This window comes from Streptomyces profundus, assembly GCF_020740535.1.
GTDB classification, from domain to species: Bacteria; Actinomycetota; Actinomycetes; order Streptomycetales; family Streptomycetaceae; genus Streptomyces; species Streptomyces profundus.
Window position 1 is genome coordinate 455170 of sequence record NZ_CP082362.1, and the last position, 22177, is coordinate 477346.

The 22177-nt window shown below is 72.3% G+C and carries 21 protein-coding genes; 3 read left to right on the forward strand and 18 right to left on the reverse strand.

The features are described 5' to 3' along the window. Nucleotides 1-184: 184 nt before the first annotated feature. On the forward strand, nt 185-1120 hold the full coding sequence (locus K4G22_RS02035; protein ID WP_322785073.1) for a serine hydrolase: 936 nt from the start codon (nt 185-187) through the stop codon (nt 1118-1120). Between the two features lie 30 nt (nt 1121-1150). On the opposite strand, the gene mycP is transcribed toward K4G22_RS02035, so the two are convergent. The 4 genes from mycP to K4G22_RS02055 all read right to left on the reverse strand — a co-directional run bounded on the left by mycP (nt 1151) and on the right by K4G22_RS02055 (nt 5810). After that, nucleotides 1151-2323 carry a type VII secretion-associated serine protease mycosin gene (mycP, locus tag K4G22_RS02040; RefSeq protein WP_425336771.1) on the reverse strand — a complete coding sequence of 391 codons (1173 nt, stop codon included), beginning with the start codon at nt 2321-2323 and terminating at the stop codon, nt 1151-1153. 20 nt (nt 2324-2343) lie between these two features. After that, nucleotides 2344-3333 (reverse strand): hypothetical protein, encoded by a 990-nt coding sequence (locus tag K4G22_RS02045; protein ID WP_228077876.1) that lies wholly within the window; start codon nt 3331-3333, stop codon nt 2344-2346. Between the two features lie 27 nt (nt 3334-3360). After that, nucleotides 3361-4410: a DUF2510 domain-containing protein gene (locus K4G22_RS02050; RefSeq protein WP_228077877.1), complete on the reverse strand. Its 1050-nt coding sequence runs from the start codon at nt 4408-4410 to the stop codon at nt 3361-3363. A 200-nt stretch (nt 4411-4610) separates the two neighbouring features. Then, nucleotides 4611-5810: a cation:proton antiporter gene (locus K4G22_RS02055; protein ID WP_228083922.1), complete on the reverse strand. Its 1200-nt coding sequence runs from the start codon at nt 5808-5810 to the stop codon at nt 4611-4613. 245 nt (nt 5811-6055) lie between these two features. Here K4G22_RS02055 and K4G22_RS02060 point away from each other — a divergent pair, with 245 nt between their 5' ends. After that, a complete protein-coding gene (locus K4G22_RS02060; protein ID WP_228077878.1) occupies nt 6056-6994 on the forward strand; it encodes a 5'-3' exonuclease in 939 nt (312 codons plus the stop codon). 25 nt (nt 6995-7019) lie between these two features. On the opposite strand, the gene K4G22_RS02065 is transcribed toward K4G22_RS02060, so the two are convergent. From K4G22_RS02065 to K4G22_RS02115, 11 genes are all read right to left on the reverse strand, one after another. Then, complete coding sequence (locus tag K4G22_RS02065; protein ID WP_228077879.1) at nt 7020-9830, reverse strand: DEAD/DEAH box helicase; 2811 nt, start codon at nt 9828-9830, stop codon at nt 7020-7022. Between the two features lie 75 nt (nt 9831-9905). After that, nucleotides 9906-10811, reverse strand: coding sequence for a diacylglycerol kinase (locus K4G22_RS02070; RefSeq protein ID WP_228077880.1), 906 nt, complete (start codon nt 10809-10811; stop codon nt 9906-9908). Nucleotides 10812-10828: 17 nt separating this feature from the next. After that, the gene (tatC, locus tag K4G22_RS02075; RefSeq protein ID WP_228077881.1) at nt 10829-11737 is read right to left on the reverse strand and encodes a twin-arginine translocase subunit TatC; all 909 of its coding nucleotides are present in this window, start codon (nt 11735-11737) and stop codon (nt 10829-10831) included. A gap of 96 nt (nt 11738-11833) precedes the next feature. After that, nucleotides 11834-12112 (reverse strand): Sec-independent protein translocase subunit TatA, encoded by a 279-nt coding sequence (gene tatA, locus K4G22_RS02080; protein WP_228077882.1) that lies wholly within the window; start codon nt 12110-12112, stop codon nt 11834-11836. A 140-nt stretch (nt 12113-12252) separates the two neighbouring features. Next, nucleotides 12253-12516, reverse strand: coding sequence for a hypothetical protein (locus K4G22_RS02085; protein WP_228077884.1), 264 nt, complete (start codon nt 12514-12516; stop codon nt 12253-12255). Nucleotides 12517-12518: 2 nt separating this feature from the next. Then, the gene (locus K4G22_RS02090) at nt 12519-13487 is read right to left on the reverse strand and encodes a helix-turn-helix transcriptional regulator (protein WP_228077885.1); all 969 of its coding nucleotides are present in this window, start codon (nt 13485-13487) and stop codon (nt 12519-12521) included. Nucleotides 13488-13544: 57 nt separating this feature from the next. Further along, complete coding sequence (locus K4G22_RS02095; protein WP_228077887.1) at nt 13545-14498, reverse strand: helix-turn-helix transcriptional regulator; 954 nt, start codon at nt 14496-14498, stop codon at nt 13545-13547. A 133-nt stretch (nt 14499-14631) separates the two neighbouring features. Next, nucleotides 14632-15003 carry an FKBP-type peptidyl-prolyl cis-trans isomerase gene (locus K4G22_RS02100; protein WP_062215363.1) on the reverse strand — a complete coding sequence of 124 codons (372 nt, stop codon included), beginning with the start codon at nt 15001-15003 and terminating at the stop codon, nt 14632-14634. A 95-nt stretch (nt 15004-15098) separates the two neighbouring features. Further along, the gene (locus K4G22_RS02105) at nt 15099-16097 is read right to left on the reverse strand and encodes an FKBP-type peptidyl-prolyl cis-trans isomerase (RefSeq protein WP_228077888.1); all 999 of its coding nucleotides are present in this window, start codon (nt 16095-16097) and stop codon (nt 15099-15101) included. Nucleotides 16098-16182: 85 nt separating this feature from the next. Next, nucleotides 16183-17544, reverse strand: a complete 1362-nt coding sequence (gene pafA, locus K4G22_RS02110; protein WP_228077889.1) for a Pup--protein ligase — start codon at nt 17542-17544, stop codon at nt 16183-16185. A 9-nt stretch (nt 17545-17553) separates the two neighbouring features. Beyond that, nucleotides 17554-18816: an MFS transporter gene (locus K4G22_RS02115; protein ID WP_228077890.1), complete on the reverse strand. Its 1263-nt coding sequence runs from the start codon at nt 18814-18816 to the stop codon at nt 17554-17556. Between the two features lie 164 nt (nt 18817-18980). Between K4G22_RS02115 and K4G22_RS02120 the strand changes: the two genes are divergently transcribed. Then, nucleotides 18981-19991 carry a LacI family DNA-binding transcriptional regulator gene (locus K4G22_RS02120; protein ID WP_228077891.1) on the forward strand — a complete coding sequence of 337 codons (1011 nt, stop codon included), beginning with the start codon at nt 18981-18983 and terminating at the stop codon, nt 19989-19991. A gap of 51 nt (nt 19992-20042) precedes the next feature. On the opposite strand, the gene prcA is transcribed toward K4G22_RS02120, so the two are convergent. The 3 genes from prcA to K4G22_RS02135 all read right to left on the reverse strand — a co-directional run bounded on the left by prcA (nt 20043) and on the right by K4G22_RS02135 (nt 22071). After that, nucleotides 20043-20810, reverse strand: a complete 768-nt coding sequence (gene prcA, locus K4G22_RS02125) for a proteasome subunit alpha (protein WP_228077892.1) — start codon at nt 20808-20810, stop codon at nt 20043-20045. Between the two features lie 56 nt (nt 20811-20866). Next, nucleotides 20867-21712, reverse strand: coding sequence for a proteasome subunit beta (prcB, locus tag K4G22_RS02130; RefSeq protein WP_228077893.1), 846 nt, complete (start codon nt 21710-21712; stop codon nt 20867-20869). A gap of 140 nt (nt 21713-21852) precedes the next feature. After that, complete coding sequence (locus tag K4G22_RS02135; protein WP_062215349.1) at nt 21853-22071, reverse strand: ubiquitin-like protein Pup; 219 nt, start codon at nt 22069-22071, stop codon at nt 21853-21855. Nucleotides 22072-22177: the final 106 nt, after the last annotated feature.

A 22177-nucleotide genomic window follows, 5' to 3' on the forward strand; every position in this document is an offset into this window, starting at 1 on the left:
TATCCAGCGACCGGTCAGGGACCCCCGGCAGGCCGCCGGCCACGGGCGCGCGGCCTCCCGCTCACCCGCTGTTACCCGTTTTTCATACAACAACCGGTGACTCGCGTAAGTGTGCGAGTTACCGTTCATGTTGATGAATGTGAACGGTCAGCCGCCAGCGCGACGGTTTCGTCCCGTCCTGCTGGTGAACACCGCCCTCGCGGGCACGCTGCTGGCCTTCTCAGTCTCCGGTGACGCCCCGCCCCTCGCACTTCCGGGCGGCGACACGGCGTCCTCGGCGCGGGACGCGGCCGAGGTCGGAGCGGGACCGGAGGACAGCCTGGTGGAGGACTCCCTGGACCAGCGTCCCTCGGACGCGGCTCCGCGGCCGGTGCCCGACCAGATGTCCAACGCGCGGCTGGCGCACGCGATGGCCCCGCTGGCGGTCGAGCCGAGCGCCCGGCTCTCGGTGTCGGTGCTGGCGCTGGAGAGCGGGACGAACGCCACCTTCGGCGCCGAGCGGTTCGACACGGCGAGCATCGTGAAGGTGGACGTCCTGGCCGCCCTGCTGCTGCGGGCGCAGGACGAGGGGCGGGAGCTGACCGCCCTTGAGCGGGAACGCGCCGAGATCATGATCCGGGCCAGCGACAACGCGGCGACGGACGCGCTGTGGTGGCTGATCGGCGGAGCCAGCGGCCTGGCCGAGGCGAACGAGCGGCTCGGCCTGACGTCCACCATCCCGGGCGGCGACGGCCACTGGGGGCTCACCCAGACCACCAGCGCCGACCAGATAGCCCTGCTGCGGGCCGTGTACGCGCCCGACTCGCCGCTCACCCCGTCCTCCCAGCGCTATCTCCAGGAGCTGATGGCGACGGTGGTCGACGGCCAGCGGTGGGGCGTGTCGGCGGCGGCGACGGACGAGGGGTTCGAGCTGAAGAACGGCTGGCTGCCCAGGACCGAGACCGGGCTGTGGGACATCAACAGCATCGGCCGGGTGCAGGTCGCGGGTGAGGACTATCTGATAGCCGTGGTGTCCGACGGTCACGCCACCCAGGAGGCCGGCATAGCGGCCGTCGAGTGGGCGGCCATGGCCGCCGTGGGGGCGCTGGACCCGGCCGATCCGGTGACGCGCACCACCTGAGCCGCGCGGCGCCGACTCCGGCCGCCCCCGTCACTCGGGGACGGCGTACGGGCGCCCGGCCCGGGTGCGACGGACCAGCAGCGCGCCCCCCGCGCCCAACAGCAGCACCCCCGTCGCGCCGGCGACCGGGGCCAGCCAGGCCCCGCCGCCCTCGCTCTCCTCGGGCGTCGGCCCCGGGCCGAAGTACGCGCCGCCATAGGTCTCCCCCGGCTCGACGGCCGCGGCGCCGGCCCGCTCGTTGGCCGCCTCGATCGCGGCACCCGCGTCGACGATCCCGCTGCCCAGCGCGTCGTTGCGACCGCCGTCGGGCGCGTGTTGGGCCGTCTCGGTGAGCAGCGCGCGGACCTCGGCCGGGGTGAGGTCGGGATGCGCCGAGAGCAGCAGCGCCGCGCAGCCGGAGACGAAGGCCGCGGCGGCCGATGTGCCCCAGCCGGTGTAGTAGCGGCCGTCCGGGTCGGCCACGATCACGTCCTTGCCGGGGGCGCTCACCGTGGCGTACCAGCGCCGGGTGGAGAACTCGGCCGGGCTGCCGCTCCGGTCCACCGCCGTCACCGCGATCACCCCCGGGTAGCCGGCCGGGTACGAGACCGGATCGCCGTTCTCGCCGCCGTTGCCCGCGGACGCCACCACCACCGCGCCCTTGGCGAGCGCGTAGCGGACGGCGGCGTCCTCCTCGGGGTCGGGGTGGGCCGAGTCGCTGTCGTCGCCGAGGGAGAGGTTGATCACGTCGGCGCCCTGGTCGGCGGCCCAGCGGATGCCTTCGGCCAGCGCGCCGGCGCGCTCGTCCCTGGCCTCGTCGCGCTGCGGGTCGTCGTCCTCCAGCAGCACCCGCACCGGCAGGACGCGGGCCCTCGGGGCGACGCCGATCACCCCGTCGTCGTTGTTCCTGCCGTGTCCCGCACCGGCGATGATGCCGGCCATGGCGGTGCCGTGCTCCGCCCAGTACCGCTCGCCCGGTTCGGCGCCCATCCCGACGAGATCGCGGCCGGGCAGGACGTTGCCCGCCAGATCCGGGTGGTCGGCGTCGACGCCGGTGTCGAGCACGGCGACGGTGACCCCCTCCCCCTGGGTGAACTCCCAGGCGGCGGAGGCGTTGACCTGGTCGAGCGCCCAGCGCTGCTGCTCCCTGGTGGCGTCGGCACCGGCCACGCCGGCCCCCGGGCCGGCCAGGGCGACCAGCGCCCCCACCGTCACCAGCGCCACGCCGCCGACCCGCCCCGCCCTCACGCGTCACCCCCGGTACGTGCCGCGTGCGCCTCGCGGAGCGGCTCGACGATCCGGGTCAGCACGCCCAGGCTGTCGTGCCCGAGGCCGGCCAGCGCCACCACGCCGTCCGCGCCGTCGGCGGTGGCCTCGGCGGCCGGGACCGGCGTGCCGACCGCGCGTCCGTCGGCGAAGCCGGTCACCGACCAGGCGACGACGGGGAGCCCCTCGTCCACCTCGATGCTCCAGGAGGCACGTTGGCCGTCGTCGAAGCCCTCCGCCGGGGTGCCGGGGACGGCGAACGGGCGCGGCAGCAGGTCGGTGCGCCCGCTGAGCCCCTCGTCGGCGAAGCGCCCGGCGAGCGCGGCGGTGACCGCCGGATCTGCGGTGGTGAAGAGCAGTCCCACGGTGGTGACGGTGGTCTCGGTCTCGTCGGTGTAGGTGGCGCGGATCAGCCGGTGGCAGCCGGCGGCGGAGAGCACCTCGCTGAGCAGCGGGTCGAAGGCGTCGGCGCAGCCGCCGTCCGGGGCGACGCCCAGGCGCAGCCATCTGCGGTCGGCGCCGCCGGGGCCCGCGTCGCCCGAGGTCAGCTCGGGCGGGAACAGCTCGTCGACCGGCAACTCCCGCCAGAGGTCGCGCCCTTCGGCCCAGGCCGACTCCTCGGCCCGCGCCCGGTCCTCACCGCCGGAGAGCCAGGTGCCGGCGGCGGACCCGCCCAGCAGGCCCGCGCCCAGCACCAGGCAGACGACGGCGCCGGTCAGCCGCACCGGCAGCCGCGAGGCGAGGGCGCGCAACGCCCGGTTCCGCGCGGCCAGCCGGAGTGCGTGGGGCGCGTTGGTGGGCGGCGGGGGCGCGAACGGGCGTGGTGGGCCGCTCGGTTGGGGAGGCGCGCTGGGCCTCGGCGGGGCGACGGGCGGCGGCGGGGGTGTGCGGAGCGGCGGCGCCCCGGCCGAACGCGCGGAGAGCAGCCGGGACGCAGGTGTGGAACGCGGCCCCTGCTCGGTGTTCATCCGCCCACTCCCCGGCCAACCGGCGACCTAACGGTCGCACGCGAACGGGGTAACTTTACGTGCGCGCCAGGCGGCAGCGGTACCTGGCCCGGTGGAGACGGTGGTCGTACCCCGCAGGATCTGGTCGAGATCGGCCAACGGCGGCGCGCTGTCGACCTCGTCCCAGGTGAGTCGCAACAGCAGCAGGGTCCCCGGGTCCTGGGGCGAGACGAAGGCGACCGACTCCGCGTACGCCGTGCCGAGGGCGGTGGAGAGCCGCACCCGCACCCGGTAGCCGGGCTGACCGGCCACCGTCACCGGCTCGGCGGCCGTCTCCTCGGTGCCGAAGACGCCACCGTAGGCCGTCGACGGGTAGGCGTCGCGCCGGAGTTCGGGGATGTCGGCGCGGGCGGTGCCCTCGGTGGAGAGGGAGCCGGCGCCGGGCAGCGCCTGGAGTTGGGCGGCGCCCTCCAGGCAGTCAAGATCCGCGTTTGCCGGGCACGGATAGCCGCCGTAGACCAACGAGACCCCGCCCGGCATCTCGCGTTCGGACCAGCCCGCGGGCAGGGGGAGGGCGACGCCGTCCACCCGCCGCGCGCTCAACTCGGCGCCCCTCCCGCCGTCTCCACCGCTCCCGCCCTCGGGGCCGCCGTCCTCGGCGGAGGGCCCGGGGCGTGGGCCGCTCCGCTGGCCCCCGTCCTGGCCGTCCAGCAGCAGCGGGACGAGAATGGCGGCGGCCAGGGCGAGTCCGAGGACACCCAGGCACAGGAACAGTGCCGTGCGCCGGCGCTGACGCCGTGGCCCGGCCGGGACGCCGCCCGGCAGGGTGGGCAGGGAGTGGCCGCCGGCCCCGGACGCCGGCGCGGTGTCGCGCCCCGAGCGCCCCGAGCGCCCCGAAGATTCCGAAGGCCCCGAAGGCCCCGAAGGCCCCGAAGGCCCCGAAGGCCCCGAAGGCAGCGTGGGGGTCTTGGCCAATGCCTCGGCGGTGGGGCGCACATGGGCGGTCCACACGGACCCGTCCCACCAGCGCTCCCGGCCCGGCGCCCCCGGCACGCCCTCCGGGTCGGGGTACCAGCCGGGTGGTGTGGTCAGGCTCACCCCGTGAACTTCTCACACCGGGGCCGTGGCGGCCAGTATCGGAGCGATGACCCGGGGATCACGGGACAACGCCCGGCACACGGCCGGGCGTTGTCCCTGTTCACCGGTGTTCGTTGGCATATGACACCGCCGTCGAGACCTGAAGGTGGCGCTGAGCCCTCGATCGATGGTGTCGCGTCGAAGCTGGCCGGTCGGCCCGGCTATCTGCCGGAACTCGCCGGTTCCGGCTCGGGTTGGACGATCTCCCGTTTACGGAGATCCGACTTGTCCCCCGGTAGGATCCGGGCCAGCCAGTGCGAACGGCCCGCGATCATCGGCGCGAGAACGGCCAGGATCAGCACATAGCCCGCGATGAAGGGGGAGAGCCGGTCGTCAAGACCAGCGGCGGCGGCCATGGTGGCCAGGATCAGTGCGAACTCGCCCCGAGCCAGCAGCGTGGTGGAGACGTTGGCCGTCGGCAGCGCGCCGAAGCCGTAGATCCGGGCGGTGAAGAGACCGGCGCCGATGTTCATCGCCAGCGTGATCACCACGGCGATCACCACGGGCCAGATCACCGTCGGCAGGTCACCCGGCGCGATGGACAGGCCGAAGCCGAAGAAGAAGATCGCGGCGAAGGCGTCCCTGAGGGGGTGGACCAACTCCCTGATCCGTTCCCCGGAAGCGGTGTTGCCGAGGATCAGGCCCACCATGAAGGCGGCGATGGCGTCGGCCACGCCGAAGTTCTCGGCGATGCCGGAGACCAGCACGGCCGCTCCGAGGAAGGAGATGGTGAGCAGTTCGTCGTCCTTGGTCGCGAAGAGCCGACCGATGATCTTGGTGCCCCAGCGGGCGGCGATGGCCAGCACCAGCAGGAAGCCGAACGCCTTGGTGATCTGCCACGCGGTTTCCCCGGCGCCGTCGGAGCCGGAGATGATCGGCTGGAGCGCGGCCAGATACAGCGCCAGGAAGATGTCCTCGACCACGATGATGCCCAGGATGGGCTTGGTCTCGGGGTTCCCGATGCGTCCAGCGTCGACCAGGATCTTGGTCACGATCGCCGAGGACGAGATGCCTAGCACACCGGCCAGCACCAACGCCTCGGAAGTGCCCCAGCCGAGCGCGAAGCCGAAGGCGAGGCCGGCTCCCACGTTGAGCGCCAGATAGATGGTGCCGGCGAGGGCCATCTTCTTGCCGCCGGTCTTGAGGTCGTCCATGTGGAACTCAAGGCCCAGGTAGAACAGCAGCAGCACGAGGCCGAGCGCGGAGAGCATCTCCAGGTCGTGCTGGTCTTCGAGCAGTACGAAGCCGGGGGTGTTGGGGCCGAGGAGAATCCCGGCCAGGATGAAGAGCGGAATCGTGGGCAGACCTATCCGGCCGCCCAGGCGGGCGAGGAAGGCGGTGGCGACGAAGGCGCCACCCATGGCAAGCAGCGTGTCAGCGTGTCCCATTCGCCCTCACTCCCCGTTGCCGGGGGTCGTCGGGGAAATGATCAAGAGAGCGGCGGGACCAGAGCGGGTGCCGGGTCGGTTGGGCGTCGGCAAGTAAATGTCTCCTCCTCGGCGTCCGGACGGCTCGGCAATGTGAGCGTCAAGAAAGCGTTAATATTTAGCTTACCAAACGATTTTTAGTCGGCCAGAGGGCGTCGGGATTTTGTGGCGATTGCGGCATGATCGCTGCTGTGACCACACGTCTGATGCTGCTCGACACCGCCTCGCTGTACTTCCGCGCCTACCACGGGGTGCCCGACTCGGTGCGCGCCCCCGACGGCACTCCCGTCAACGCCGTGCGCGGCCTGCTGGACTTCATCGCCCGGCTGGTCGCCGACCACCACCCCGACGCCCTCGTGGCCTGCATGGACGAGGACTGGCGCCCCGCCTGGCGGGTGGAGTTGATCCCCACCTACAAGGCCCACCGGGTGGCCGAGGAGGCCGAGGACGCCCCCGACACCGAGGAGGTGCCCGACACCCTCACCCCCCAGGTCCCGGTGATCGAGGCGGTGTTGGACGCGGTGGGCATCCGCCGCCTCGGAGCGGCGAACCACGAGGCCGACGACGTGATCGGCACGCTCAGCCACCGGGCGACCGGGCCGGTGGACATCGTCACCGGCGACCGCGACCTCTTCCAGCTCGTCGACGACACCAGGGGGGTCAGGGTGCTCTACCCCGTGAAGGGCATGGGCAACCTGGCGGCCTTCGACGAGGCCGCGCTGCGTGAGCGGTACGGCGTGGACGGCCCCGGCTACGCCGATCTCGCGCTGCTCAGGGGCGACCCGAGCGACGGCCTCCCCGGCGTGGCCGGAATTGGCGAGAAAACGGCGGCCACCCTGTTGACGCGGTTCGGTGATCTGGCCGGGGTGCTGGCCGCCGTCGACGATCCCGGGGCCGCCCTCACCCCCACCCAGCGCCGGCGGTTGACCGAGGCACACGCCTACCTGGCCGTCGCCCCCCGGGTGGTCCGGGTGGTCACCGACCTGCCGCTGCCGGACGCGGACGCGACGCTGCCCGCCACGCCCCGCGACCCGGAGGCGCTCGCCGCGCTCAACGAACGCTGGGGCCTGGGCGGTTCACTGACCCGACTGCTGGCCGCGCTGGCCGCCAGGCGATGACGCGCGCCGCGCCGCGCGGGCGGGCTCAGCCCACCGAGCTGTAGGCGACCACTCCGCGCAACAGCTGGTCCACGGCCTTGCGCGCGGTCCTGCCCACCGAACTGCCCGCCGGCGCGGCCGAGGAGAGCTGCCCCAGCACGTCGATGACCTGCTTGCACCAGCGGACGAAGTCGCCCGCCGGCATCTCGGCGTCCCGCAACACCGCGTCCAGGCCCATCCCCTGGGCCCACCGGTACACCGGCCAGGCGAAGCCGAGATCCGGCTCGCGCTGCCCGACGCCGGTGACCTGGTTGATGCGGTGCTGCTCCTCCAACGCGTCCAGCCGGCCCCAGATCCGCACCATCTCGCCCAGCGCCTGCCGGGTCGCCCCGGCCGGCACATCGGGCGCCGGGGCGTCGTCGGACGAGCGCGCCTCGTAGACCAACGCGGAAACACACGCCGCCAGTTCGGCCGGATCCAGCCCCTCCCACACGCCTTCCCGCAGGCACTCGCTGGCCAGCAGGTCGAGTTCGCCGTAGAGCCGGGCCAGCCGACGCCCGTCCTCCGTCACCTCGTCGCCGTGCAGGTAGTCCAGCTCGGTCAGCAGCGCCGACACCTGGTCGAAGGTCCTGGCGATGGTGTTGGTGCGGCCGGCGATGCGACGCTCCAGCTGCTTGGTGTCCCGCTTCAGCCGGTGGTACCGCTCGGCCCACCTGGCGTGGTCCTCGCGCTCGTCGCAGCCGTGACAGGGGTGCGCCCTGATGGCGCCCCGCAGCCGGGCGATCTCCTGGTCGTCCGCTGCCTCGGCCCGCCCCTTGCGGTGCCGGTGCGGCTCCAGATGTCCGGCCTTGGTGCGCAGCGCCGAGGCCAGATCCCGGCGGGACTGCGGACTGCGCTGGTTGAACGACCTCGGGATCCGCATCCGCCCCAACGGCTCGACGGGCACCGGGAAGTCGATCGCGCCAAGCCGCTTCACCTGCCGCTGCACCGTGAGCACCAGCGGGCGCGGCCCGTCGTGGTGGTCCCAGCCGCGCGGTCCCCCGCTGCGCCCCTCCGACATGCCGGGGTCGAGCACCAGCGCGAGCCCGGCGAACTTGCCGGTGGGCACGTGGATGATGTCCCCGGGGCGCAGCCGCTCCAGCGCGTCGGACGCCGCCGCCCGCCGCTGGGCCACCCCCTGCCTGGCCAGCTCGGTCTCCCGGTCCTTGAGCTTGACCCGCAGCCCCGCGTACTCCTGGAAGTCCCCCAGATGGCAGGTCATCGCCTCGCGATACCCCTGCAACCCGGTCTCGTTGCGCTGCACCTGCCGGGAGATCCCCACCACCGAGCGGTCCGCCTGGAACTGCGCGAACGAGGTCTCCAGCAGCTCACGCGAACGCCGGCGCCCGAACTGGGCGACCAGGTTGACCGCCATGTTGTAGGACGGCTTGAACGAGGAACGCAGCGGATAGGTGCGCGCGCCGGCGAGCCCGCCGAGCGCCCCCGGGTCCATGCCGCGCTGCCACAGCACCACGGCATGGCCCTCGATATCGATGCCGCGCCGGCCGGCCCGGCCGGTGAGCTGGGTGTACTCCCCGGGCGTGATGTCGGCGTGCTGCTCCCCGTTCCACTTGACCAGCTTCTCCAACACCACCGAACGCGCCGGCATGTTGATACCCAGGGCGAGCGTCTCGGTGGCGAAGACCGCCTTCACCAGGCCCTTGACGAACAGCTCCTCGACGATCTCCTTGAACGTCGGCAGCATCCCCGCGTGGTGGGCCGCCAGCCCCCGCTCCAGGCCCTCAAGCCACTCGAAGTAGCCCAGGACGTGCAGGTCCTCGTCGGGGATGGCGGCGGTGCGCCGCTCCACGATCTCCCGCACCCTGGCCCGCGCCGCCGCGTCGTTCAGCCGCATCCCGGCGTTCAGGCACTGCTGCACCGCGGCCTGGCAGCCGGCCCGGCTGAAGATGAAGGTGATCGCGGGCAGCAGCCCCTCGGCGTCCAACCGATCGATGACCTCGGCCCTGCTGGGCGTGTAGATCCGGTTGCGCTGCCGCTTCTCGCGTTCCCGGTCGGCGGCCCGCCGGCTGTCCCGCCCGTTGCGGTTGCGATCCCGAGCGCCCCAGGAGCGGGTGTTCTCCAGCCGCGCCATCCGCAGCAGATCGGGGTTGACCTCGCGCTTCCGGTCGGACTCGGCGAACAGGTCGTACATCCGCCGCCCCGCGAGCACATGCTGCCAGAGCGGCACCGGGCGGTGCTCGGAGACGACCACCGCGGTGTCGCCGCGCACGGTGTCCAGCCAGTCGCCGAACTCCTCCGCGTTGGAGACGGTCGCGGAGAGCGACACCAGCGCGACGGACTCGGGCAGGTGGATGATCACCTCCTCCCACACCGCGCCCCGGAAGCGGTCGGAGAGGTAGTGCACCTCGTCCATCACCACATAGCCGAGGCCGTCGAGCGACGAGGAGTTGGCGTAGAGCATGTTCCGCAACACCTCGGTGGTCATCACCACCACGGGCGCCTCGGAGTTGACGCTGTTGTCGCCGGTCAGCAGCCCCACCCGGTCCCCGCCGTAGCGCTGGACCAGGTCGGTGTACTTCTGGTTGGAGAGCGCCTTGATGGGCGTGGTGTAGAAACACTTGCGCCCCTGCTCCAGGGCCAGGTGCACGGCGAACTCGCCCACGATCGTCTTGCCCGAGCCGGTCGGCGCCGCGACCAGCACGCCCCGGCCGGCCTCCAGGGCCTGACACGACTCGATCTGGAAGTCGTCCAGCGCGAAGTCGTAGAGTTCACGGAAGGGCGCGAGGGCGGTCCGCTCGTCCGCGGCTCGCCGCCGGGATTCGGCGTACCGCTCGGCGGGAGACATGTGCTCGGTCATCGTGCTCCGAGCCTACCGGCCCGGCGCCGAGGCGCCTCGGGGCTTTTCCCGGGGCGGTCGGTCGGGCCGGCGGGATCAGGGAGCCGGGACGGCGTCCGTCAGCACCCGCACGGCCCCCGGCCGGCACTCGGCCACCAGGGGCAGCGGCCCCACCCGCTCACCGTCCGCGTAGCCGACGACGCCGGGCGCTGCCAGCGCGACCCGGCGGGCACGGTACCGGCTGACGACCGGATGGCTGAGATGAGTGCCCCGGTAGACCCGGGGGAAGACCCGCAGCAGGGTGCCGCGCCGGCAGGGGCCGACCACGGTGACGTCCAGCAGGCCGTCGTCCATCCTGGCCTCCGCGCAGATCCGCATCCCCCCGCCGTAGCTGGGCCCGTTGCCCACCGCGACCAGCGTCGCCTCAAGATCGCGCCACGGCCCTTCGTCCAGGCTGATCCGGTAGGGCGAGGGCCGCAGCGTGGCCAGCTCGGCCACCACCGCCAGGTCGTACCGCGGCCCGCCGCGCGGCCAGCGCATCCGGTTGGCGCGGTCGTTGACCCGCGCGTCGAAGCCGGTCGCCAGCACGCTGCCGAACCAGGTGTCACCCACCCGCCCCAGATCGACGGCGCGCGGCGAGCCGCGCTTGAGCGCCTCGGCGACGACCCCGGCCGCCGCCACCGGATCGCGCACCGGCAGCCCGAGCGCCCTGGCCACGTCGTTGCCGGTGCCGATCCCGATCAGGCCAAGCGGGGTGGCCGTGCCGGCGACGGCCCGCAGGGCGAGCGCGGCCATCCCGTCCCCGCCGACCGCGACCAGGGCGCCCGTGCCGGCGGCCACCGCCTCGCTGGCCCGGCGCACCGCGTCCTCGGCGTCGAGGCCGACGAGCACCCGCACGGCGATCCCGGCGTCCCGCAGCGTCCGCGCGACGGGCACGGCGGCACGCCGCCCGCGCCCCTGCCCGGCCACCGGGTTGACCAGCAGGGTGACCTCACCGCTCACCCGTCCCCCTCAGCGGCTCATGTCACGTCGTCGTCGTACCCGTTGACCGGGCCGCCGTCGTCGCTGCGGATCCGCTCCGCCGGGCCGACCGGCTCCGGCGTCAGATCGAGGCGGGACGCCTCCTCGTCGCTCAGCCCGGCGTCCGCGTCCCGCCGCCGCCGGCGGCGGTCGTTGAGGAGGGCGATGCCGCAGGCCAGGAAGTAGAGGCCGGTGACGGGGACCTGGAGGGCGATCATCGTCATCACGTCGGTGGGAGTGATGATGGCGGCGAAGATCGCGATGCCCATCACCATCCATCGCCACCAGCTGAGCATCCGCTTGCCGGAGACCACGCCGCCCAGGTTCAACAGAACGAGCAGCAGGGGCAGTTCGAAGGAGAGGCCGAAGGCGAGCGCCAACCGGACGCTGATGTCGAGGACTTCCTCGACGGTGACGAAGTTCTGCGCGTCGTCGGCGCTGAAGCTCAGCAGCACCGGAATGGCCCGGGGCAGCAGCCAGTAGGCGAAGTAGGTGCCGACCAGGAACAGCGGCACCCCGACGGCGACGACGGCACGGCTGTACTTCTTCTCGTGCCGGTGCAGGCCGGGGGCGATAAAGGCCCAGAACTGGTAGAGCCAGACCGGCGAGGCCCCGATGAGGCCCACCAGCAGGGAGACCCGGAGATAGGTGGCGAACGGCGCGGTCAGGCCGTTCTGTGCCAGGACGGCGCACCGCTTGTCCTCGGCGGCGGGATCGCCGTAGTCGCACATGGGCACCGGCTCCACGAGGAAGTCCATGATGTCCTTGGCGAAGAAGGCCGCGCCGATCGCGACGATGACCACCGCGAGAACCGCGATCCCGAGCCGGTTGCGCAACTCCCGGAGATGCTCCGTGAGCGGCATCCGCCCCTCGGGGTCCTTCTCCCGCTGCCGCGTGGTCTTCGGCACCCACGTCCTCATCTCATCGGGCGGCCGGCATCCGCCCGACCGCCGGCTCTCACTGCCCCTTGACCGGTGAGACCACCGGTGACAACCCGGTGGACGTCAGCCCTGGGACGTGCCCCTGGGCTCGTCGACCGGCTGCCCCGCGCGGGTCTCGCCGGGGGCGGGCTGGATGCTCCGGGGGGCGACCGTCGGCTCGGGATCGGCGGGCGCGGACGCCTCGGCGTCCTTGCCGTCCGCCTTCATGGCGGCCGTCTCGCTCTTCATGATCCGCATCGACTTGCCCAACGCCCTGGCGGTGTCTGGTAGGCGCTTGGAGCCAAAGATCAGCACGACGACAAGGGCGACGAGCAGAAGCTGCATAGGGGAGATACCGCCCATGACGTGTCTTCTCTCTCTTCGAGTCTCTCCATGAGAATGGAGCTGACGCTGCGCGGACGCGGACATTCCTGTCCACCATGCCGCACGATCAGCAATCTTAACGCCCAGGGGTAAACCGAAAGCAATGCTTGGGCATCGCCCTATTCTTTCCGGATCCTCCCGCCGTTCTCCCCGGCTCTGTACTCGGCGGCGCTCCCACCGACCTCCCGCCGCAGCGCCCCCGAGCGCGCGGCGAGCGGCGCCGCCGAACGTTCCAACTGCTCCGCGGCGCGGCTGATCCGCTCCGCGCTGTCCCCCACGGCGCGGGAGAGGCGACGCACCTCGAACCCCACCCGGACCGCCAGCACCCCCAGCACCGCGGTGCCGGCGAACGCGAGCGCCACCTGCAACATCGGCCAGAACACGGCTACCCCAGCTCCTCGTAGTGACGCAGCGCGGCCATGGCCGCCTCCCGCGCGCTGATCGCCAGCTCGGGCGGGGAGATGATCCGCCCGTCGCCGCCGAGGCGCAGCGCGAGGCGGCGCAGCGTGGCCGGATCGGGGGTGCGCAGCGTGACGCGCAGCCCGCCGTCCGGCAGCTCGTCGGCGGTGTCGTGCGCGTAGTACTCGGCGACCCAGCGCCCCCCGGGGCCCACCTCGATCACCACCTCGGGATCGGTAGGGGCCGGCTGCACCAGGCCCTCGCTCAGATCGCGCGGCTCGACCGGCGGCGGGTCGGCGGGGACGTCCAGCAGCTCGATCCTGGCCACCCGGTCGAGACGGAAGGTGCGCCTGGCCTCCGTGCGGTGGCACCACGCCTCCACATAGGTGTGGCCGACGGCGAAGAGCCGGATCGGATCGATCTCCCGGTCGGTCAGCTCGTCCCGCCCCGGCGAGTAGTAGCGGATGCGCAGCCGTCGGCGCTCGGCGATGGCGCGGTCGACCTCGGCGAAGACCCCACCCTCGGACTCGAACGTGACGGAGACCCGCGAGCTGGCCCTGGCGCTCTCCCCCGCCGCCGCCTCCAGCTTGGCCGTGAGCCGCAGCAGCGCGTCACGGTCGCCGTCCCGCAACCCCGGCATGGTGGCCACGGCGCGGGCGGCGACCAGCAGCGCCGTCGCCTCGTCGGCGGCCAGCCGCAGGGGCTGCCCCGTGGTGGTGCCGGTGGCCTCGGCGTTGTGCCACCAGATGTGCTCGCCGTCGGTGTCGATGTCCAGGAGGTCACCGCCCCGGAAGCTGGTGCCGCACATCGGCAGCACGCTGAGGTCGGAGATCAGCTCGTCCTGGGTGACGCCGAAGGCCCGCGCGACCTCGTCCACCCGGGCGCCGGGCCGCTCCCGTAGATAGGTCACCAGCGACAGCAGCCGCCTGGTGCGGTCAATGGCGGTTGTCGCCATGTCGATCCCTCCCCCTCGCAGCCCGTTCCCTGCCCATGTCCCGGCCGTTCCGGCCGCTCAGCCCTTGGCGACCGCGCGCAGCCTCTCCAGCACGTCGGCCCGCAGCTCGGCCGGCTCCAGCACCAGCACGTCGGGGCCGAACTCGGCGAGCCAGGCGTCGAGCCCGTGCCCGTAGGGGATCTCAAGATCGTCCCAGTCCGTGTCCCGCCCGGTGACCCGGGTGGCCCGGGCGCGCAGCGGGTAGCCGGCGCCGGCGCGCAGCCGGATCCTGGCCTGCGCGGTGGCGTGCTCCCCCGCGAACCTGGCGACCTGCTCGCGCACCGCGATCTGGTCGGGCACCTCGGCGGTGAACTCCCCCACCCGGGAGCGGACGTTGCCCACCATCCTGGACAGCCGGAAGACCCGCTCGGCGCCACGGCCCCGATCCCAGCCGGCCAGATACCAGTTGCCGTGCCAGCACTCCAGCGCCCATGGCTCGACCTGTCGGGTGCCGGCGCTGGCCGCGTTGGACTTGCGGTAGGCGAAGGTGACCACGCGCCGGTCGCGGCAGGCGATCATCAGCGGCTCGAACGCGGCCTCCCCGGCCGGCACCCGGGGCTCCAGGGCGCTGTAGCGGTCCTGATCGGCCTCGGTCAACGGGATGCCGGCCGCGCGCAGCTTCTGGAGGGCGCCGCTGGCCGCGCCGGCGAGCCTGGCCTGCTGCCAGACCTTGGCCACCAGCCCGAGGGCGGCGGCCTCCTCGGCGTCCAGGGTGAGCGGGGGCAGTTGGTTGCGGTCCCGGCGGGCGAGATAGCCGACCTCGCCGTCGATGCTCTCCACGGTCTCGATCACCATGCCGAGCTCCCGCAGGTCGTCCTTGTCGCGTTCGAAGGTGCGGTTGAACGCGTCCTCCGAGGTGACCTCGATATACGCCTCGATGGACGTGCGCAGCTCGCGCTTGCTCAGCGGGCGGCCGGTGTTCAGCAGGCACAGGGCCAGGTTCATCAGCCGCTCGGCCTTGGCGATCGCCATCGCCCCGCCACCCCTCTCTTCGACGAACCCTCGACAGAACCGGGCGAACCCGACAGGCACCCCGCCCCGGGACACGCGCGTGGGCCCATCCCACGAGGGGATGGGCCCACGGTACCGCCTGGGTCCGGTGCGATCAGACCGAGACCAGGTCACAGACGAAGATCAGCGTCTCGCCCGGCTTGATCCGGCCGCCGGCCCCGGCGTCGCCATAGGCCAGGTGCGGCGGGATGGTCAGCTGCCGGCGACCGCCGACCCGCATCCCCTGCACGCCCCGGTCCCAACCGGAGATGACCTGCCCGGCGCCGAGCTGGAAGCGCAGCGGGGTGCCGCGGTTCCAGCTGGCGTCGAACTCCTCGCCGGTGCTGAACGAGACGCCCACGTAGTGGACGGAGACCTGGGCGCCGGCCTCGGCGACCGGGCCTTCGCCCAGCCAGAGGTCCTTGATCTCCAGGTCGGCCGGCGGCTCGCCCCCAGGGAAGTCAACCTCGGGCTTGTCGATGTTCACCAAAAACCACTCCTACGAAGGATCGTTCCACTGCGATGGTGCCGCCGCGGCGCGCCTCGACGGGGAGATCGACGGATCGCCCCGGCCGGCCACGCTCAGGCCGCACCGATGATGTCCACCACGAAGACCAGCGTGGAGCCGGCGGGGATCCCGCCGTTCTCCTGGTCGCCATAGGCCATGTCGGGCGGCAGCACCAGCAGGACCCGGTCGCCGACGTTCTTGCCGACCAGGCCCTGGTCCCAACCGGGGACCACGGAGCCGGTGCCGATCTGGAACGCGGATGCGGACTCACGTTCCCAGGAGGAGTCAAACACCTCGCCGTCCGCCCAGGTGACACCGGTGTACTGAACCACCAGCGCCTGACCGTCGGTGACCTCGGGCCCATCGCCCTCGACCAGCAGCTGTTCCCGCAGCTCAGCGGGCGGATCCTCGCCCTCGGGGACGGTGATCTCCGGCCCCGCGTCGGTCAGCTCCACGGTGGGCAGGCCGTCCTCGGTGTCCGCCTGCTCGCCCTCGACCGAGCCCGCCGGATCCGCGTCCGACGCGCCCCTGATGTCGAAGACCCAGACCACGCCGTCGTCCTCGGAGAGGCTGGGGATCTGCTGCACGGCGGGGCCCAGCAGGTCCCCCACGTTGCCCTCGACCTGCACCCGGCTGCCGACCTTCTGCCCGACCAGCGGCTCGGTCACCGTCTGCGGCAGCGAGGACTCGACGTTGGCCTGCGCGATCACCTGGGGCCTGGCCCCGTTGTCGGACTGCTCGATCGGCTGCCCCTCGGTGTCGAGCCAGGTGTTGACCAGCTCCGTCTCCTGCTCGACCGTGGTGGCCACCACGTCCATCCGCAGGTAGGCCCCCTCGGCGATCTCGGGGCCTTCCCCCTCCTCCAACACCTCGACGACGACCTCCCCCGGTACGGAGGCCTCCTTGTCGATCTCGATCTCCGGCTGCTCACCCGGCTTGCCCGAGACCGAGGCCATGGGGGCGGCGCCGTCTGCCGCGTCGTCGGCGGAGTCGGATCCGCAGGCTGCGGTCAGCAGGAGGGCCGGCACTGCCAGCGCCGCGAGAATGCGGTGCGCTCGTTGTGTGGGGATCATGAATCCAACTCGCGGTAGGAACGGCCGGGGCGGGACCCCGCTGGTCCCGCCCACCCTACGCCTCGGCCCCTTCCCGGGGGCCGCTTCACATGCCCGCGATCAGCTTCTCCACCCGCTCGTCGACGGACCGGAAGGGGTCCTTGCAGAGCACCGTGCGCTGAGCCTGGTCGTTGAGCTTGAGATGCACCCAGTCCACCGTGAAGTCGCGCCGCTGCTCCTGCGCCCGGCGGATGAAGTCGCCGCGCAGCCTGGCCCTGGTGGTCTGGGGGGGAACGGACTTCCCCTGGAAGATCTTGAGGTCGTTGCAGATGCGCTGCGCCTGCCCCCTGCGCTCCAGCAGGTAGTAGAGGCCGCGGCGCCGGTGGATGTCGTGGTAGGCGAGATCTATCTGGGCCACCCTGGGATGCGACATCGTGAGGTTGTTCTTGGCCCGGTAGCGCTCGATCAGCTGGTACTTCATGACCCAGTCGATCTCGGTGTTGATCTTGTCGAGCTCCTCGGCGCGGATCGCCTCCAGCGTCCGGCCCCAGAGCTCCAGGACCCGCTCGGTGGTCCCCGACCGCATCCCGCGCCGCTCGCAGAAGTCCAACGCCTTGTCGAAGTACTCCTGTTGGATCTCCAGCGCGGACGCCTCCCGGCCGGTGGCGAGCCGCACCTTGCGCTGCCCCGTGGTGTCGTGGCTCACCTCGCGGATGGCCCGGATCGGGTTCTCCAGGGTGAGGTCCCGCATCACCGTGCCGGCCTCGATCATCCGCAGCACCAGGTCGGTGGCGCCGACCTTGAGCAGCATCGTCGTCTCGGACATGTTGGAGTCGCCCACGATCACATGCAGCCGCCGGTACCGCTCGGCGTCGGCGTGGGGCTCGTCCCTCGTGTTGATGATGGGCCGGGACCTGGTGGTGGCCGAGCTGACCCCCTCCCAGATGTGCTCCGCGCGCTGGCTGACGCAGAACACGGCGCCCCGCGGCGTCTGGAGCACCTTTCCGGCGCCGCAGATCAGCTGCCGGGTGACCAGGAACGGGATCAGCACATCGGCCAGCCGGGAGAACTCCCCGTGCCGGGCGACCAGATAGTTCTCGTGGCAGCCGTAGGAATTCCCGGCGGAGTCGGTGTTGTTCTTGAAGAGGTAGACGTCTCCGGCGATGCCTTCTTCGTGCAGGCGGCGTTCCGCGTCGACCAGCAACCCTTCGAGAATGCGCTCACCCGCCTTGTCGTGCGTGATGAGTTCGGTGACGTTGTCACACTCGGGAGTGGCGTACTCCGGGTGCGAACCCACGTCCAGATACAACCGGGCGCCGTTGCGTAGAAAGACGTTGCTGCTGCGGCCCCATGACACGACGCGACGGAAGAGGTACCGCGCCACCTCGTCCGGGGACAGCCGTCGCTGGCCACGGAACGTACAGGTGACGCCGTACTCGTTCTCCAGCCCGAAAATGCGGCGATCCATGAGTGAACATTACGCCTGATGCCCGCTTCTGAAACCGGGTTCGAGCGCGGCGTTTCGATCATTTCGCGATTCCGGCGCAGGCGTTGGCGCGCGCTCGGGAACCGCGAGAAGCCGACGGGTGGCGAGCAGCACCAGGACCGCGAGCCAGCCGGCGACGCCGGCAACCGCGTACCCGGCGGCCTCGTCGCCCCACTCGATCACCGGGCCCACCAGCGCGGTGCCGAGCGCCGTACCCAGCCCGAAGGTGGTCACCAGCCAGGAGAACGCCTCGGTCACGGTCCCCCGCGGCGCGTGCCGGTCGATCACCACGAACGAGCAGGCCAGGGCCGGCGCGAGGAAGAGCCCGCTGACGCCGGCGAGCAGCGTCATCAGCGGCACCGAGGCGGGCACCACGACCAGCGGGACATAGCCGGCCGCCAGCGCCGCCACCAGCCCCAGCAGCCGGGGCTCGGGCGCCCCGGCCCAGGGCCTGGCGCCGTAGACAAGACCGCCGACCAGCGCTCCCACCCCGAGCGCGGAGAGCAGATAGCTGGCCACCAACTCCGCGCCCCTGGCGTCCGCGTAGGCCACGGCGGCCACCGAGATCGCCCCCAGGGCCATGCCCACGCAGAGGAAGCAGCCCAGCACGGCGAGCAGGCCGCCGGAGCGCAGCGCGCCCAGCCAGTGCGCCTCGCGCTCGGCGCCCCGCCAGCTCCTGGACGGCGCCGACACCACCACGGACGCCGCGCCGAGCAGCCCGACGACGTTGATCACCAGCAGCGCCGCCGCCTCGGACCAGGCGGCGACCACCAGCATCACCAGCAGGGGGCCGCCGGCGAACATCAGCTCCTGGGCCACCGCGTCCAGCGCGTACGCCCGGCGCAGCCGGTCCCCGGTGCCCAGCACGCTGGACCAGAGCGCCCGCAGCGCGCCCTCAAGCGGCGGGGTGGTGAGCCCGGCGAGCACCACGGAGGCGACGGCCAGGGGGACGCCGCCGGTGCCCACCAGGGCGAAGGTGATCATGGCCAGGGCCGAGACCAGCGCGGCGGGGAACATCACCCGGGGCTGGCCGTGCCGGTCGACGAGCCGCCCGAGCAGCGGCTGCCCGACCGCCGTGGCCAGCCCGTGCGAGGCGGCCAGCGCGCCGGCCAGCGAGTAGCTGCCGCCCTCGGCCCGGGTGAACAGCAGGATGGCGAGCGGCGCGGTCCCGTGCGGCAGCCGCCCCACCAGGGTGCCGGTCAACAGCCGCGCCACATGGGGCGCCCGCAGCAGCTCGCCATAGCCCGTGGCCATCTGTTCACCCTTCGTCGACGTGTTACGTATAACGCACCTGATTCTACGTACGATGGCCCGATCCGCCAGACCGTCGGAGCCCACGACTGTTCGCCTTTTCGACCGCCCGGTCCTCGGGCCGTCCGGGCGGCGGCTCGGCCCGGGCCCGAGGACGAGGAGAGTCAGTGAGCGCGACACGTCCCCCCACCAGCCGCGACGTCGCGGAGCGCGCCGGCGTCTCGCAGGCCACGGTCTCGTTGGTGCTGCGGGACCGCTGGCGCGGCCGGGTGTCGCCGGCGCGGGTGGAGGCGGTGCGCGTCGCGGTGCGCGAGCTGGGCTACCGGCCCAACCAGGCGGCCCGCAACCTGCGCCTGGGGCGGGTGCGCACGGCGCTGGTGGTGGTGCCGGCGCTGAGCAACGACTTCTTCGCGCGGATGCACACGGGCGCGGCCCGGGTGGCGGGCGAGCGGGATCTCCGGGTGGTGCTCTACCCCTCGCCCGAGGGCGTGGGGCCGACCCCCGACCCCTTCGCGTCGGCCAGCGCGACGTTGGACGGCGTGGTGGCCTCGTCGATGGCCGCCGAGGCGCTGACGGCGCTCAGCGGCGGCGGGCTCCCGCTGGTGATGGTGGACAGCGAGCCGGGGCGCGCGCCGGCCGCCGCCACCGTCAACCCGGACATCGAGGCGGGGATGCGCCTGGTGGTGGAGCATCTGTGGGGCCTGGGCCACCGCCGGGTGGCCCATATCGCGGCCGACGTGGACTCCTGGACGTTCGCGGCCCGGGCCCGGGTGCTCGCCGCCGGCCTCGGCCTGGCACCCGGGAGCGCGCCGCCCACCGAGCGCGCGCCGCTGAGCGTGCGGGGCGGCCTGGCCGCCGCGGAGCGCGCCCTCGCGGCGCGGCCCCGGCCCACCGCGCTGGTGTGCGACGACGATCTGCTGGCCGCGGGGGCGTGCAAGGCCGCCAGGCGGCTGGGCCTGCGGGTGCCCGAGGATGTCTCGGTCACCGGCTTCGACGATCTGGCGCTGGCCACGGCGGTGGAACCGGAGCTGACCACGGTGAACCTGCCGGCTGAGGAACTGGGCGCGGCGGGGATGCGCGCCCTGCTCGCCGTGCTGGACGGCGGGACGGGGCGGGACGCCGTCCTGCCCGTCCGCCTGATGCGCCGGGGGACGACGGCGGCGCCACCGCCCGACTGACTCGACTCGCCCCCGACGGCCCGGAGTTGACGGGCCGTCGGGGGCCTTTGGCTACTCCTCGGAGCCCTCCGCCGCCTCGTCGGCCGACTCGCTCGGCTCGCCCTCGGCGGACCCGCCGCCGGGCTCGGCCAGCAGGGCGGTCAGCTGACGGTTCAACACCCGCTTGAACTTGCGCTGTTGAGGACGCTTGCGGTCCAGGACGGCGACCTCAAGCTGATCGTTGCTCAACTCCCGCTCGCCGCCGCCGCTCTCCCGCGCCAGCGAGGCGACGGCCAGCCGCAGGGCCTCGCCCAGGTCCATGTCGTCGCGGTGTCGCTGGCTCAGATAGCTGCCGATCTGGTCCGAGTTGCCACCGACGGCGACCGAGCCGTGCTCGTCGATGATCGAACCGTCGTGGGGCAGCCGATAGATCTCGTCCTCGGCCGGGGTCGCCCCCACCTCGGCGACCAGCAACTCGACCTCATAGGGCTTCTCCACCGTGGCGGAGAAGATCGTGCCCAGTGTCTGGGCGTAGAGGTTGGCCAGGCCCCTGGCCGTGACGTCCTGCCGGTCATAGGTGTAGCCGCGCAGATCGGCGTAGCGGGTGCCACCGATCCGCAGGCTCTCGTACTCGTTGTACTTGCCGGTCGCGGCGAACGCGATCCGGTCGTAGATCTCGCTCACCTTGTGCAGGGCGCGTGAGGGGTTCTCGGCGACAAACACGATGCCGTCGGCGTATTGCAGGACCACCAGGCTGCGTCCGCGCGCGATGCCCTTGCGGGCGTACTCGGCGCGGTCGGCCATGGCCTGCTGGGGTGAGACATAGAACGGCGTGGACACCGGAGTTTGTCCCTTCGAGTCAGGTCGGTCACAGCGGAATGGTCGGCACCGCGAGGCTAGACGATGGGCGCCTGGGGCCCGTTGGGCAGTTGGAGACGGCCCTCGTGCACGGCCCTGGCGACCTCGGAGATCTCCTCCTGGGTCAGTCGGCGGATGCCGTCCTCGGTGATCACCATGACGATGGGGTAGATCCGGCGGACGAGATCGGGCCCGCCCGTCGCCGAGTCGTCGTCGGCGGCGTCGTAGAGGGCCTGGACCACCACGGTGACGATCTGTTCCTCGGTCAGATCCGCCCGGTGCAGCTTCTTGAGGGAGCCTCGGGCGAAGACCGAACCCGAGCCGACGGAGGCGAAGCCCTGCTCCTCGGTCCGGCCGCCGGCCACGTCGTAGGAGAAGATGCGGCCCCGGTCCCGGTCGAGGTCGTAGCCGGCGAAGAGCGGGACCACGGCGAGGCCCTGCATGGCCATGCCCAGGTTGCCGCGGATCATGGCGGCGAGGCGGTTGGCCTTGCCCTCCAGGGAGAGCACCTCGCCCTCGACCTTCTCGAAGTGCTCCAGCTCCAGTTGGAAGAGCTTGACCAACTCGACCGCGATGCCCGCCGTGCCGGCGATGCCGACGGCGGAGAACTCGTCGGCCGGGAAGACCTTCTCCATGTCCTTGGTGGCGATCACATTGCCCATCGTGGCGCGGCGGTCGCCGGCGAGCACCACGCCTCCGGCGAAGCTGGCCGCCACGATCGTGGTGCCGTGCACCGCCTCCAGCGGACCCTCGACCGGCGGCAGGCCGCGGTTGTTCGGGAGTCGCTCCGGCGCGTGCTCGGTGAGGAAGTCCATGAACGAGGACGACCCCGGCCGCAGGAAGGCCGCCGGGAGTCGCCCATGATCGTGGGAGTTGGCTGCCACAGGTTTCCTTCCAGGTAGGAGAAACGGTCCGCTGCTCCGGACCAGCGGTGCGGCCGGGCAGGGGCAGCGTACGTCACGGACCCTACCCGTCAGATGGACATGATCCACATGAGTCGGAGGCGATACCTGGCAGCCCCGGACTACTGGCCGCCCTTCTGAACGAAGCTGCGCACGAAGTCCTCGGCGTTGGACTCCAGCACCTCGTCGATCTCGTCCAGAACCGAGTCCACATCGTCCGTCAGGGCCTCCTGACGCTCCTTGAGGTCCTCCGAGACCTCCGCGTCCTGAGCCTGCTCCTCGACCTCTTCGTTGGTGCGCGACGCCCGTTGCTGGCCGCCGCCGGTGTCCTTGGTCGCCATCTCCCTCACCCCATGCTCAGCTGTGACGTAACAAGATCAGACCCTACTAGCAGGGGCTGACATCGGCTCCTCGTCGGTACAACGTCCGGGGACCACCTGGATCATT

Excerpts from the sequence above, each read along its gene's own strand:
- K4G22_RS02045 (WP_228077876.1), bottom strand. The coding sequence starts at position 3,333 with ATGAACACCGAGCAGGGGCCGCGTTCCACACCTGCGTCCCGGCTGCTC.
- K4G22_RS02055 (WP_228083922.1), bottom strand. The coding sequence starts at position 5,810 with ATGGGTGGCGCCTTCGTCGCCACCGCCTTCCTCGCCCGCCTGGGCGGC.
- K4G22_RS02060 (WP_228077878.1), top strand. The coding sequence starts at position 6,056 with ATGATCGCTGCTGTGACCACACGTCTGATGCTGCTCGACACCGCCTCG.
- K4G22_RS02065 (WP_228077879.1), bottom strand. The coding sequence starts at position 9,830 with ATGACCGAGCACATGTCTCCCGCCGAGCGGTACGCCGAATCCCGGCGG.
- tatA (WP_228077882.1), bottom strand. The coding sequence starts at position 12,112 with ATGGGCGGTATCTCCCCTATGCAGCTTCTGCTCGTCGCCCTTGTCGTC.
- K4G22_RS02090 (WP_228077885.1), bottom strand. The coding sequence starts at position 13,487 with ATGGCGACAACCGCCATTGACCGCACCAGGCGGCTGCTGTCGCTGGTG.
- K4G22_RS02095 (WP_228077887.1), bottom strand. The coding sequence starts at position 14,498 with ATGGCGATCGCCAAGGCCGAGCGGCTGATGAACCTGGCCCTGTGCCTG.
- K4G22_RS02105 (WP_228077888.1), bottom strand. The coding sequence starts at position 16,097 with ATGATCCCCACACAACGAGCGCACCGCATTCTCGCGGCGCTGGCAGTG.
- pafA (WP_228077889.1), bottom strand. The coding sequence starts at position 17,544 with ATGGATCGCCGCATTTTCGGGCTGGAGAACGAGTACGGCGTCACCTGT.
- K4G22_RS02115 (WP_228077890.1), bottom strand. The coding sequence starts at position 18,816 with ATGGCCACGGGCTATGGCGAGCTGCTGCGGGCGCCCCATGTGGCGCGG.
- K4G22_RS02135 (WP_062215349.1), bottom strand. The coding sequence starts at position 22,071 with ATGGCGACCAAGGACACCGGCGGCGGCCAGCAACGGGCGTCGCGCACC.